At 67.6% G+C, this 15,222-nt stretch carries 4 protein-coding genes; all 4 read right to left on the reverse strand.

Features of this window, described 5'->3' with window-relative positions; genetic code table 11:
- Positions 1 to 34 precede the first annotated feature (34 nt).
- From ACQEUX_RS11250 to ACQEUX_RS11265, 4 genes are read right to left on the reverse strand one after another with little or no spacing between them, the layout of a single operon-like run.
- Positions 35 to 1,273, reverse strand: a complete 1,239-nt coding sequence (locus ACQEUX_RS11250) for an MFS transporter (protein WP_433045262.1) — start codon at positions 1,271 to 1,273, stop codon at positions 35 to 37.
- Positions 1,270 to 14,196 (reverse strand): amino acid adenylation domain-containing protein, encoded by a 12,927-nt coding sequence (locus ACQEUX_RS11255; RefSeq protein ID WP_433045265.1) that lies wholly within the window; start codon positions 14,194 to 14,196, stop codon positions 1,270 to 1,272. Before ACQEUX_RS11255 ends, ACQEUX_RS11250 begins: the two co-directional genes overlap by 4 nt.
- 49 nt (positions 14,197 to 14,245) lie before the next feature.
- Complete coding sequence (locus tag ACQEUX_RS11260) at positions 14,246 to 14,470, reverse strand: MbtH family protein (protein WP_433045268.1); 225 nt, start codon at positions 14,468 to 14,470, stop codon at positions 14,246 to 14,248.
- Positions 14,467 to 15,171, reverse strand: coding sequence for a thioesterase II family protein (locus ACQEUX_RS11265; protein WP_433045271.1), 705 nt, complete (start codon positions 15,169 to 15,171; stop codon positions 14,467 to 14,469). Before ACQEUX_RS11265 ends, ACQEUX_RS11260 begins: the two co-directional genes overlap by 4 nt.
- Between the last annotated feature and the right edge of the window lie 51 nt (positions 15,172 to 15,222).

Here is a 15,222-nt window from a genome sequence, read left to right on the forward strand (position 1 = left end):
CGCTCGACAGGGCGACCTGGGTTGGCGGCGGTGGTCAGGCTCTCTGCGTGGCTACCGGTTGAACGGGCTGCACCGGCGTGAGTAGGGCCGTTGCGGCCAGTGCGGCACCGATGGCGGCGAGTAGGAGCATGGAGCTGGCACGAATGCCCACGTGGAGCACGGCCGCTGTTGCTGCGGCCAGTGGCCCGGCCGCCAACAGGCCGGCGATAGTGCCCGCTTGCACGAGCATCCGCCGCAGCGCGAATACACGCCCCTGCGCTTCGGGGCTGATCGCGTCCTGCCACAGCACCTGCGAGCAGGAGACCACCACCGGCACCCCAAACGAGAACACGAACGCGGCCACGCAGAGCACGACAGGCCGCGGGTAGACGCCAGCCACGATAACGGCGACGGCGCTGACCGCGGTCGCCGCACGGATCCACAGGAAGCGGCGGCGCGGACCGCGCCACAGGGACATGGCGAGGCTGCCGGCGGCCAGGCCGACTCCGGCCGCCGTGCTCACCACGGCGACGGCGAGGCTCTGCCGCGATGGGGGCACATCCGCCAGGATCAGCGGCAGCAGCAGGACGGGCGCGGCCGCCTGCACGGCGAACAGGGCGGTCGCCACGCGCAGCAGGTGCACGAGACGCCGGTCGTCCTGGATGAGCTGCCGGCCTACCCGGATCTCCACCCGCCATCCCGACCGGTCGGTTGCGGCCGGAATGTTCGCCGCAACGGGCTCGGGGAAACGCACTGCGACGAGCGTGAGCAGCCCGAAGGCGATCGACGCGGTGTCGGCCAGGAGAACCACGGTGAGGCCTCCCATGCTGAGCAGCGCGGTGGACAGGGCAGGGCTGATCAGTTGGGCGGTCGACAGGGCTGTCTGCGTCATCGCGCCGGCCCGCCCGCGCTGCGCGGGCGGCACCATCGTGGTCACGGCCGCGGAGAGGGCCGGCCATTGAAAGGCTGCGCAACCGGACTGGAGAGCGATCAGCAGGTAGATCTGCCACACGGCGAGGTGGCCGGTGCTTTGGCTGGCCACCAATGCGACGCTTCCGAGTAGCGCGGCCGCCTCCGCGCCGAGCAGGATGGTCCGCCGGCGATGCCGGTCGACGAGCACGCCGGCCCACGGCGACAGCAGCAGGCCGGGTATGAAGGCGAGGAACAGCCCGATCGAGTACTGGGTGATCGAGTGGGTCTGCTGGTACACCCAGAGACTGAGCGCGAAGGCGCTGGTCTTCGAACCGAGCACGCTGATGAGCCGGCCGGCCCAGATGGGAAGGAACGTGTTCACGGCAACTGGGCGGTGAGCACGACGCCGACCTGGGCGAGGGGCCCGTGGCCGCACATCCCGGCGTGGTCGGAATCGACCGCGTGGACGTCCAGCGCTCCGGACACGTACGGCTGCCACTGCCGCTTCGCTCCTTCGGGGGTGAATCGGCCCCGGGTTGCGGTGAAGTGGATCGCATCGCCCCGGAACGGTGGTGGGACGGTGCCGTGGTGCAGACGCATGCCGGTGCGTACGTTCCGCAGATAGGTCCGGACGTGTTCCTCCTTCACCGTCCACGGAAGGGCGTCGTCGACGAGTCGTGCGGTGGCCGGTGCCGTCAACGGGGTGGGAACGGTCGCCGGGTCGATGCCGGCTGCGCGCAGTAGATCGGCGAGCAGCGTCTCGTCGTCCGGTAGGGGCCCCGGTGCGGTGGTCGGGTAGGCATCCATCATCGCGAGCAGCGCCACCGTTTCGCCGTCGCCTTGCAGTGCGGCGCCGATGGCGTGGGCGAGGGTCCCGCCCGCCGACCAGCCCAGCAGATGGTACGGGCCGACCGGCTGGATCCTGCGAATGTGCTGGACGTACCACGCGACGAGACTGGCCAGGTCCGGGTCGGGTTGCTCGGCGTCGAGCAACGGAGCCTGGAGTCCGTAGATCGGGCGGTCGACGTCCACGTGCCGGGTCAGGCCGGCGTAGCACCAACTCAGTCCGCTTGCCGGAGGCAGGCAGAAGAGTGGTGGCCGGGTGCCCTGGGAGCGCAGTGGGAGAACGGGCTGGAACGGGTCGTCGGTCCGGTCGTCGGTGAGCAGCGGAGCCAGTGCGGCGACGGTGGGGTGCTGGAACAGGTTGACGAGGGGGATGTCGGCGCCGAGGACGGCACGGATCCTGCTGATCAGTCGGGTGGCGAGGAGGGAGTGGCCGCCGAGGGCGAAGAAGTCGTCATCCACACCGACGGTGTCCACGCCCAGGACCTCGGCGAACACCTGACACAGCAGTTCTTCCTCCACCGTGCCCGGCTCACGACGCACCAGCACTGTCGTGTGCTCCGGCAGCGGCAACGCCTTACGGTCGAGTTTCCCGTTCGCGGTCAACGGCACCGCGTCCAACCACACGAACGCCGACGGCACCATGTAACCCGGCAACCGGGCGAGCAACCGCTCCCGCACCAACCCGACATCCGCACCACCCACCAGGTACGCGACAAGCCGCTGATCCCCCGGGCTGTCCTCCCGCACCACCACCACCGCCCGGCTGACACCAGGCACCGCCACCAGCGCGGCCTCGATCTCCCCCAACTCGATCCGGAAACCCCGCAACTTCACCTGATCATCAGTCCGACCCAAATACTCCAAACTGCCCTCAGCCCGCCACCGCACCACATCACCAGTGCGATACATCCGACCCACACCGAACGGATTCGCCACGAACCGCTGCGCCGTCAAACCCGGCCGATTCACATAACCATGCGCCAACTGCACACCAGCCAAATACAACTCACCCGCCACCCCCACCGGAACCGGCCGCAAACCCGCATCCAACACATAAACCTGCGAATTATGCATCGGCACACCGATCGGCGTCACCCCCGCACCCGCGACCGTCAACGCCCCCGTGACAGCGATCGTCGCCTCAGTCGGACCATACAAATTCCACAAAGGCACATCAAGAACAGCACCAAACGCGTCAACCACATCAGCCGGCAACGCCTCACCAATACACATCACCAACCGCAAACCCACACACCCGGCCGCCCCCGCCTCAGCCAGAAACAACCGCAACATCGACGGCACGAACTGCACCACCGTCACACCCCGAGCCTGAATCAACCCCGCCAGATACGCCGCATCACGATGCCCACCCGGCCGAGCCACCACCACCGCCGCCCCCGACACCAACGGCCAGAACAACTCCCACACCGACACATCGAAACCAACCGGTGTCTTCAACAACACCCGATCCGAACCATCCAACCCAAAAGTGTCCCGCATCCACGCGAACTGATTCACCACCGCCCGATGCGACACCACCACACCCTTCGGACGACCCGTCGAACCCGACGTGAACATCACATACGCCGGACTATCACACGGCACCCGCAACCCCAGATCAGAACCAGAGCCACCAACCAACGGCAACTCACCATCCAGAACAACCACCGGAGCCGCATCAGCAAGCATCACCGCAACCCGATCCACCGGATAATCCGGATCGATCGGCAAATACGCCCCACCCGCCTTCAACACACCCAACAACGCCACCAACAAATCCACCGACCGAGGCAACGAAACCGCCACCACCGACCCCACACCAACACCCCGACCAACCAACCACCCAGCCAGCCGATTCGCCCGCGAATTCAACTCCCCATACGACACCACAACACCATCAGCCGACACCACCGCAGGCGCACCCGCCGCCACCAACACCCGCGCCTCAAACAAATCCACCAACGACACCCCAGGAACAACCCGCCCGGTGTCATTCCAACCACCCAACACCAACTCACGCTCCGCGGCACCGAGGACATCGACGTCGTGGAACGAGTCACGTTCCGACTCGATCTCCGACACGAGGCTCTCCAGCGCGACGGAAATCATCGTCGAGAGGGGCGCCGGGGCGACGGCCTGCACGGTGACCGTGAACCCCTCGCCCAGGTCGTCCACCATGACGGAGATCGGGTAGTTGGTGCGTTCCCTGACCTTCAGCAGCGTGATGCCGTCCAAGCCGTCGCCCGCGACCGTCGGTGTGGTGTGCCGATAGTTGAGCAGGGTGGTGAACAGCGGTGTGCCTGCGGGGACACCGCTGGCACGCTGGGCGACGGCGAGCGGGGTGTGCTCGTGGGCCTGGAGGTCGGCGAGTTGGTCCCGTACGGCGAACAGCACCTGCGTCAGGCTCTGGCCAGCCTCGGTGGTGACGCGCATGGGTAGCGTGTTGATGAACAGGCCCGGGGTGTCACCGCCGCCGCTCATTCGGCCGAAGAGGACGGTGCCGAAGACCACGTCGTCGCGGCCGGAGATCGCCGACAGCACGCGCGCCCACACGGTGTGGAAGAGCACCGCGGGACTCGTGCCGGTCTGGCGGGACACTGCCCGCAGCCGTCGGGCAAGGCTGGGTGTGAGTTTCGCGGTCGACTCGGTGATGTCGCTTCCGTCGCCCTGCACGTCCAGCAGACCGAAAGGGGCGGTCGGCTCGTCCACGTCGCCGAGTAGGGATGCGAAGTAGGTTTCGTGCTCGTCGAGGGACGCGCTCAGCAGCGCCCGAGCGACGTGGTCGCGGAACGGCACCGGCTCGGGAAGGTCTCCGCCGCGCCCGGCGATGACCGCGCGAACCTCGTTGAGTAGGACGTCCATCGCCGCGTGGTCCTGGACGATGTGGTGGATCCGGACCACGGCCTCGTCGCCGGTGACCTCGACCCGGAGGAGCGGCGCGCTGCTGAGGTCGATCCCACCATCGGACAGCTCGATCCGTGCTGCGCGCTGGACCACCTGAACCGGCTGCCGCAGCCCTTCCCACAGGATCGCGGTGCGGAGGATCTCGTGCCGATCGACCACCTGCTGCAGCGCGGCGAGAAACACGTCGAGTCGTGCCGCGGAGTCGAAGCGCAGCGTGAGCGGCAGGACGTACACGTCGTCGCGGCCGGTCTCTCGGCTCATCAGGTGGTGGAAGAAGATGCCTTCCTGCAGGGGTGCGAGGGGGTAGATGTCGACGATGTTCGCCGCCCCGCCAGGGATCTGGCCCGCGATCCGATCAATCTCGTCCTGGGTCAGCTCGATCAACGGGAACGTGTCCGGGGCGAACGCCGCGCCGGTGCGCCTGGGCGGCACCACGATCTCGGCGGTCGTGCTGCCGGTCGTTTCAGCCAGTCTGGCCGGGGTCGGGGTCAGGAAGATCGAGCGGACGTCGACACCGACACCCCGATCACGAAGCCGCTGGACCAGCGTCACCGCGAGCAGGGAATGACCACCAAGAGCGAAGAAATCATCATCGACACCGACCCGATCGACGCCCAACACCTCCGCGAAAGCCGCACAAACCACCGTTTCCCGAGCCGTCACCGGAGCCCGAAACACGTCCCCCGACACGAACTCCGGCGCCGGCAACGCCGCCCGATCCACCTTCCCGTTCACCGTCAACGGCAGGGCATCCAACCCCACGATCACCGCCGGCACCATGTAATCCGGCAAACGACCCCGCAAAGCCGCCAACTCCGCACCACCCACGACATAGGCGACGAGCCGGTCCTCCCGCGCGACGACCACCGCCTGCACCACCCCGGGCAACTCCCGCAGCGCCGCCTCCACCTCACCCAACTCGATCCGATAACCACGCACCTTCACCTGATCATCAGACCGACCAAGAAACTCCAGATTCCCGTCGCCGCGCCACTTCACCAGGTCCCCGGTCCGATACAACCGCTCACCCGGGCCATCGAACGGGCTCGCCACAAACCGTTCCGCCGTCAACGCCGCCCGGTTCAGATAACCCCGAGCCAATTGAGCACCGGCGACATACAACTCGCCGGCAACCCCCGCCGGCACCGGCCGCAGAGCCTCGTCCAGAACATAGAAACGGGTGTTCCACACCGGACGACCGATCGGCACCCGGCCCTCGTCATCACCCAACCGGTAATCCGCAACAGCAACGGTCGTCTCCGTCGGACCGTAGCTGTTGACCACACCAACCCGATCCCGCAAGTCCCCCACCTGGCTGCTGTGCAGGGCCTCACCACCCACCACCAACAACTCCGACGGATACTCGGTCACCATCGGAAGATGCCCCGGAGTGACCTTCAACAACGACAAACCCTCGGCCGACTCCACCTCACCGACAACGACGTGACCACCAGACACCAACGCACCGAAAACCGAAGTGACCGTCGTGTCGAACGCCGGCGACGCATGCAACAACACCCGCCCGTCCAACCCCGGATACACCTCAGCCACCCGCGCCACGTAATTCACCAAACCCCGATGAGTGACAACCACACCCTTCGGCCGCCCCGTCGACCCCGACGTGAAAATCACATACGCCGGATGATCCGACCGAACAAACCGCCGAGGACCAACATCCACGCCATTCACCAAGGCCATGACCTCAGCGGTCACCACAACCTGCGGCGCCGCATCCGCCACCATGAACGCCACCCGCTCGACCGGATAACCCCCATCAATCGGCAGATAAGCGCCACCGGCCTTCAACACCCCCAACAACGCCACCACCAGATCCACCGACCGCGGCAGATCAACCGCCACCACCGACTCCGGACCCACACCACGACCCACCAACCACCACGCCAACCCATTCGCCCGCGCGTCAAGCTCCCCATACGACAACCCACCCACCGCAAGCGCGTCCGGCGCCACCACCACCCGCGCCTCAAACAAATCCACCACCGACACCCCAGGAACAACCCGCCCGGTGTCGTTCCACCCACGCAACACCAACTCACGCTCCGCGGCACCGAGAATGTCGTGACCGCCGACACGCGCATCCGGATCATCCGCCACCGCGGTCAGGAACCGGACCAGACCGTCTGCCATACGTTCAACGTCGGCCGGGTCGAACAGGTCCGTCGCGTAGACGATCCGCCCACGCAGACCCTGCGGAGTCTCCGACAGCTGAAAATCCAGATCGAACTTCGCCACGGCCCCATCGACCGTCACCGCAGACACCTCGACACCCGGCAGATCCACCACCGGCACAGCATTGTTCTGCACCGCCACCATCACCTGGAACAACGGATGCCGACCCATCGACCGCACCGGCGACAGATCCTCCACCACCCGCTCGAACGGCACATCCTGATGCGCGAACGCATCCAGCGACGCCTCACGCACCCGCCCCAACAACTCCACAAAACTCGGATCCCCCGACACGTCAGCACGCACCACCAACGTGTTCACAAAGAACCCGACAAGACCATCCAAAGCCTCATCCGAACGCCCCGCCACCGGCACACCCAACGGAACATCCGTCCCCGCACCCAACCGCGACAACACCACCGCCACCGCCGCCTGCACCACCATGAACACCGTCACACCCGCAGCCCGCGCCACCGCAACCAACCGACGATGCACACCCTGATCAACCACCACCTCCACATGACCACCCCGATGCGAGGCAACCACCGGACGCGCCCGGGCATACGGCAACGACAACTCCTCGGGGGCCCCTGCCAACGCACGCCGCCAGAAACCCAACTGCGTTGCCAGCACGCTCCCCGGATCGCTCTCGTCACCGAGAAGGTCCTGCTGCCACAACGCGTAGTCGGCGTACTGCACCGGCAACGGCTCCCACTCGGGGGCGACACCCGAGAGCCGAGCCCGATAGGCCACCGACACGTCACGCGCCAGCGGCCCCAGCGACCAGCCATCCCCCGCGATGTGATGCAGCACCAGCACCAGCACGTGCTCCTGCGGCCGTAGGCGCAGCAACCGGACCCGCATCGGCAGGTCCGCCGCGAGGTCGAAGGGCATGCGCACCACGGCCGCGATCTCGTCGTCGAGCATGGCGGCGTGGACCTCGCGTACCCCCAGCTCCACCGACTCCTCCCCCACGGCCAGCGGCTGCTGGCGCGGAGTTCCGCCGGTCAAGGGGAAGACGGTGCGCAACGCCTCGTGCCGCGCGATCACATCGTCGAGTGCGGCCGTGAGCGCGGTTTCGTCCAGCGGTCCGGTCATCCGCAGCACGAGCGGAATGTGATACGTCGCGCTGGGACCTTCCATGCGGGCCAGGAACCAGAGTCGCTGCTGTGCGAACGACAGCGGTACCACCTCGGGCCTCGGCGTGGCCGCCAGTGCCGCACGGGCGGGTGCCGATCCCGGAAGACGTGCGGCCAGCCCTGCCACGGTCGGTGTTTCGAACAGCGCCCGCAGTGGAACCTCCGCACCCAGGACGACGCGGATGCGGCTCATCAACCGGGTGGCGAGCAGGGAGTGACCGCCGAGGGCGAAGAAGTCATCGTCGACGCCGACACTGTCGACGCTGAGCACGTCGGCGAACGCCTGGCACAGCAACTCCTCCTGAGGGGTGGAGGGTGCGCGACTGGTCGTGGCGGCGAAATCCGGTGCCGGCAGTGCGGCCCGGTCGAGCTTCCCGTTGGTCGTCAACGGCAGGGCGTCCAGTGGCATGACCGCGGCGGGCACCAGGTAGTCGGGCAGCACGTCCGTCAGGTGCGCGCGCAGTGCGGATGGCTCCGGTGCCGCGCCGGCGTCGGGCACGACGTACGCGATCAGTCGTGTCTCGCCGGGGACGTCCTCGCGGGCGACGACGGCGGCCTGCCGCACGCCGTGCACGGCCAGCAGAGCCGCCTCGATTTCGCCTGGCTCGATCCGAAATCCGCGCACCTTGACCTGGTCGTCCGCGCGGCCGAGGAACTCGAGGTTGCCGTCGGCCCGCCACCGGACCAGGTCACCGGTGCGATACATCCGCTCTCCCGGGCCGGCCACCGGGCTCGCGACGAACCGTTGCGCGGTGAGCGCGGACCGGTTCAGGTAGCCGCGGGCCAGTGCGGGGCCGGCCACGTACAGTTCACCGATCACGCCCGGCGGGACCGGATTGAGCGCCGCGTCGAGCACGTAGAGCCGTAGGCCGTCGATTGGTGTACCGATGTGCGGCGCGGCGACGTCCGCTGCGGACATCGCCGCGGTGGTCGTCGCACAGACGGTCGTCTCGGTCGGGCCGTAGGCGTTGAGCAGGGCCCGCCCGCCGGCCCAGCGGGCGGCGATCTCGGCCGGCAGGGCCTCGCCGGCGGAGACCAGGGTGGTGATCGAGGGCAGGCTGTCCGGGTCAAGCACGGCCAGCACGGCCGGTGGCAGGGTCGCGTGGGTGACTGCGCGCTCCCGCACGGTGCGGACGAGGGCGGGCCCAGGCACCAGGTCGTCGGCGTGCGCGATGACCAGCACAGCACCGGAGCACAACGTCACGGCCCATTCGGAGACCGCCGCGTCGAAGCTCGGGGATGCGAACTGAAGCACCCGGCTGTCCGGCGCGATCGCAAAACGCTCGCGCTGCGCGGGCACGAGCCCGGCGACGCCGCGGTGCTGTATCAGGGCGCCCTTGGGGCGACCGGTCGAACCCGAGGTGTAGATGAGATAGGCCGGGTGCGCGGGCAGCAGCGGGCCGGTGCGCTCGGCATCGGTGAGATTGGTGCCGGCAAGGCGCGCGCATGCTGCGGCCGTCTGCGGGTCGTCCAGGGTCACGACCGGCATACCCCGAGGGTCGACTCCGCTACTGATGTCGCTGCGGGTGATGAGCACGGCCGGGGAGGCGTCGTCGAGCATGAACGCGATGCGCCCGGCGGGATAACCGGGGTCGATCGGCAGGTAGGCACCGCCGGCCTTGAGCACCGCGAGGAAGGCGACAATCAGGTCGGGTGAGCGCGGCAGTGCGACAGCGACCAGCGACTCCGGGCCGACACCGTGCGCGGCCAGGAGACGTGCCAGGCGGTTCGCCCGGTCGTTGACGTCCCGGTAGGACAGCTCGGTGTCCTCGAAGAGCAGCGCCACGGCGTCTGGGCTGGCGGTGACCTGTTGCTCGAAGAGCGACGGGACGGTCGCGTACGGCACCTCGGCGAGGTCGTATCCGACGCGCAGGACCAGGTCACGCTCGCTGCCGTCCAGGACGTCGATCCGGCTCACCCGCGCATCCGGGTCGTCAACGAGGGCGGTGAGCACGCGTACGAACCGCTGCGCCAAGCGTTCGGCGTCGGCGGTGTCGAAGAGGTCCGTCGCGTAGGTGAGTCGCGCGCGGGTCTCAGCGAACTCGAAGGACAGGTCGAACTTGGCAGGGATCGCCCCGATCTCGTCGAGCGGCACGGCCGTGGCCTCGACGCCGGGAAGGGCGAGGATGGGCATGGGGGTGTTCAGCACCGTGAGCATGACCTGGAACAGCGGGTGGCGTCCCGTGGAACGGACCGGGGCCAACTCCTCGACCAGCCGCTCGAACGGCACGTCCTGATGCGCGTAGGCGCTCAGCACCGTCTCCCGAACTCGGCGCAGCACCTCCGTGAACGTCGGATTTCCGGACACGTCGCTCCGGATGACCATGGTGTTGACGAAGAAGCCGACCAGACCGTCGAGGGCCTCATCGGTACGGCCGGCGATCGGCGTGCCCACCGGGATGTCCGTACCGGCGCCCAACCGCGACAGCAGCACCGCCAGCGCACCCTGAAGTGCCATGAACGTGGTGACGCCGTGGGTCTGGCAGAGCCGGGTCAGGCTCTCCTGCAGGGCCGGGTCGATGTCCAGCGAAACGGTGCCGCCTCGGTGGGACGACATGGCTGGGCGGGGCCGGGTGGTGGGCAGTCGAAGCTCAGCGGGCAGGCCGTCGAGGGCGGCGCGCCAGTAGGCGAGTTGATCGTTGTCGGCGGCGAGCAGGTCGCGCTGCCAGAGCGCGTAGTCCGCGTACTGGACCGGCAACGGTTCCCACACCGGAGCGGCACCGCCCAGCCGCGCTCGGTACGCGGTGGAGAGGTCACCCGCGAGCGGCGCCAGCGACCAGGCGTCCCCGGCGATGTGGTGCAGCACGAGGACCAGCACGTCCTTGATCAGCCAGACGCGCAGGGGCACGTCCCGCGCGAGATCGAAGGTGTGCTCGACCGCCTCTCGGGGATCGTCGCCGTGCGACACGCGGACGAGGCCCGGTGACGGCGGCAGGATCACCTGGTGTGGCTCGCCGTCGGCGGAGGGGAAGACCGTACGCAGCACCTCGTGCCGGGCCACGACGTCGTCGAGCGCCTCGTCGAGCACGTCGGTGTCGAGGTCGCCGACAAGACGCAGCACGATCGGGATGTTGTAGGTGGCGTTGGGTCCTTCGAGACGATCCAGGAACCAGAGGCGTCGCTGGGCGAACGACAGCGGCACTCGTTCCGGCCGGGGCAGCGCGCCGACGACCGTCCGGCCCGACCGTTGCGCTCCGGGCAGGCGGACGGCCAGCGCGGCCACCGTGGGTGCCTCGAAGAGTGCGCGTACGGGGATCTCGACGGCCAGGGTCGTGCGCAGTCGGTTCACCAGTCGGGTGGCGAGGAGGGAGTGGCCGCCGAGGGCGAAGAAGTCGTCATCCACACCGACGGTGTCCACGCCCAGGACCTCGGCGAACACCTGACACAGCAGTTCTTCCTCCACCGTGCCCGGCTCACGACGCACCAGCACTGTCGTGTGCTCCGGCAGCGGCAACGCCTTACGGTCGAGTTTCCCGTTCGCGGTCAACGGCACCGCGTCCAACCACACGAACGCCGACGGCACCATGTAACCCGGCAACCGGGCGAGCAACCGCTCCCGCACCAACCCGACATCCGCACCACCCACCAGGTACGCGACAAGCCGCTGATCCCCCGGGCTGTCCTCCCGCACCACCACCACCGCCCGGCTGACACCAGGCACCGCCACCAGCGCGGCCTCGATCTCCCCCAACTCGATCCGGAAACCCCGCAACTTCACCTGATCATCAGTCCGACCCAAATACTCCAAACTGCCCTCAGCCCGCCACCGCACCACATCACCAGTGCGATACATCCGACCCACACCGAACGGATTCGCCACGAACCGCTGCGCCGTCAAACCCGGCCGATTCACATAACCATGCGCCAACTGCACACCAGCCAAATACAACTCACCCGCCACCCCCACCGGAACCGGCCGCAAACCCGCATCCAACACATAAACCTGCGAATTATGCATCGGCACACCGATCGGCGTCACCCCCGCACCCGCGACCGTCAACGCCCCCGTGACAGCGATCGTCGCCTCAGTCGGACCATACAAATTCCACAAAGGCACATCAAGAACAGCACCAAACGCGTCAACCACATCAGCCGGCAACGCCTCACCAATACACATCACCAACCGCAAACCCACACACCCGGCCGCCCCCGCCTCAGCCAGAAACAACCGCAACATCGACGGCACGAACTGCACCACCGTCACACCCCGAGCCTGAATCAACCCCGCCAGATACGCCGCATCACGATGCCCACCCGGCCGAGCCACCACCACCGCCGCCCCCGACACCAACGGCCAGAACAACTCCCACACCGACACATCGAAACCAACCGGTGTCTTCAACAACACCCGATCCGAACCATCCAACCCAAAAGTGTCCCGCATCCACGCGAACTGATTCACCACCGCCCGATGCGACACCACCACACCCTTCGGACGACCCGTCGAACCCGACGTGAACATCACATACGCCGGACTATCACACGGCACCCGCAACCCCAGATCAGAACCAGAGCCACCAACCAACGGCAACTCACCATCCAGAACAACCACCGGAGCCGCATCAGCAAGCATCACCGCAACCCGATCCACCGGATAATCCGGATCGATCGGCAAATACGCCCCACCCGCCTTCAACACACCCAACAACGCCACCAACAAATCCACCGACCGAGGCAACGAAACCGCCACCACCGACCCCACACCAACACCCCGACCAACCAACCACCCAGCCAGCCGATTCGCCCGCGAATTCAACTCCCCATACGACACCACAACACCATCAGCCGACACCACCGCAGGCGCACCCGCCGCCACCAACACCCGCGCCTCAAACAAATCCACCACCGACACCCCAGGAACAACCCGCCCGGTGTCATTCCAACCACGCAACACCAACTCACGCTCCGCGGCACCGAGAATGTCGTGACCGCCGACACGCGCATCCGGATCATCCGCCACCGCGGTCAGGAACCGGACCAGACCGTCTGCCATACGTTCAACGTCGGCCGGGTCGAACAGGTCCGTCGCGTAGACGATCCGCCCACGCAGACCCTGCGGAGTCTCCGACAGCTGAAAATCCAGATCGAACTTCGCCACGGCCCCATCGACCGTCACCGCAGACACCTCGACACCCGGCAGATCCACCACCGGCACAGCATTGTTCTGCACCGCCACCATCACCTGGAACAACGGATGCCGACCCATCGACCGCACCGGCGACAGATCCTCCACCACCCGCTCGAACGGCACATCCTGATGCGCGAACGCATCCAGCGACGCCTCACGCACCCGCCCCAACAACTCCACAAAACTCGGATCCCCCGACACGTCAGCACGCACCACCAACGTGTTCACAAAGAACCCGACAAGACCATCCAAAGCCTCATCCGAACGCCCCGCCACCGGCACACCCAACGGAACATCCGTCCCCGCACCCAACCGCGACAACACCACCGCCACCGCCGCCTGCACCACCATGAACACCGTCACACCCGCAGCCCGCGCCACCGCAACCAACCGACGATGCACACCCTGATCAACCACCACCTCCACATGACCACCCCGATGCGAGGCAACCACCGGACGCGCCCGGGCATACGGCAACGACAACTCCTCGGGGACCCCTGCCAACGCACGCCGCCAGAAACCCAACTGCGTTGCCAGCACGCTCCCCGGATCGCTCTCGTCACCGAGAAGGTCCTGCTGCCACAACGCGTAGTCGGCGTACTGCACCGGCAACGGCTCCCACTCGGGGGCGACACCCGAGAGCCGAGCCCGATAGGCCACCGACACGTCACGCGCCAGCGGCCCCAGCGACCAGCCATCCCCCGCGATGTGATGCACCACGAGGACGAGCACGTGCTCGTCCGGCCTGACCGTGAACAGGCTGGCGGCGAGCGGGATCTCCGTACCCAGGGCGAAGGAGTGCTGGACCCGGCGCGCGATCGCCTCGGCGAGACCTTCCTCGGGCACGGTGAGGACCGGCAGGGCGACGGTGACCTCGCCGGGTTCGAGGATCTGTTGCACGGGTTCGTCATCCACCACGGGAAAGACGGTGCGCAGCACCTCGTGCCGCGTCAGCAGATCGTTGAGCGCCGCCTCCAGGGCCACACTGTCCAACGTGCCCGACAGGCGCAGCACCAGTGGGATGTTGTAGGTCGCGCCGGGCCCCTCCAACTGGGCCAGGAACCACAACCGCCGCTGCGCGAAGGACAAGGGAATCATCGGGGCGGTCTCCGTAACAGACGTCGGTATGTGGTTTGGTCGGTTCGGGTCAGGCCGGCGGGTGGTCCTGCTCCATGGCGGCGATCAGGCTCTTGGGCCGCATGTCGGTCCACGACCTCTCGATGAAGTCGAGGCAGTCCTGGCGGGCGGCCTTGCCGTGCACCACCTGCCAGCCGGCGGGGACGTCGACGAAGACCGGCCACAGCGAATGCTGGCCCTCGTCGTTCACCAGAACCAGGTACTCGGCGTCGTTGTCCTCGAACGGGTTGGTCATGACAGGCCCTTTCTCTTCATTGGAAGGTGCTGCAGGAGATCCCCGAGCAGGTCGTCGGCCACGTCGGCGAGGTAGAAGTGACCGCCCGGGAACGAACGGGTGCGGAACATGGATCGGGTGATCGCCGACCAGGCGTGGACGTCGTCCGGGAGGAGGTCGGTGTCGTCGCTGCCGTAGTAGGCGGTCACCGGTGTGTCGAGCATCGATCGGTCGTCCGGCCGGCGGGGCGTGTAACGGTCCAGCAGGCGGTAGTCGGCGCGGATCGCGGGGAGCACGACGTCGCGTAGGTCGGGGTCATGCAGGACCTCGGCGTCGGTGCCGCCCATGCGTAGCAGTGCCTCGACCAACTCGTCGTCGCCGGCGTCGGTCAGGCCGGGCCGGCGTTCCCGGCCGGGTCCGCCGCGTCCGGAGACGAAGAGCGCGTCGGGTGCGGTGCCGTCGCGCTCGCGCAGCCGGATGGACAATTCGTACGCGACGGACGCGCCCATGCTGTGGCCGAAGAGGGCGACCGTGGTGTCGAACAGTCCTACGGATGCGTCGGCGAGTTCGTCGACCAGCTCCGCCATGGTCTCGGCGGGCGTGTCCAGGAACCGGGTCTCCCGGGCCGGATACTGCGCGGCGAGCACCTCGACACCCTCCGGCACGAGGGCCGCCCATGGACGGAAGAAGTTCGCGGTGCCGCCGGCGTGTGGGAGACACACCAGTCGGATGGCGGGTGACGGGTGCGGCCGAATGACGCGGAAACACCGGTT

Source organism: Micromonospora sp. CA-259024 (assembly GCF_050936255.1).
Lineage (GTDB): Bacteria > Actinomycetota > Actinomycetes > Mycobacteriales > Micromonosporaceae > Micromonospora.

Excerpts from the sequence above, each read along its gene's own strand:
- ACQEUX_RS11255 (WP_433045265.1), bottom strand. The coding sequence starts at position 14,196 with ATGATTCCCTTGTCCTTCGCGCAGCGGCGGTTGTGGTTCCTGGCCCAG.
- ACQEUX_RS11260 (WP_433045268.1), bottom strand. The coding sequence starts at position 14,470 with ATGACCAACCCGTTCGAGGACAACGACGCCGAGTACCTGGTTCTGGTG.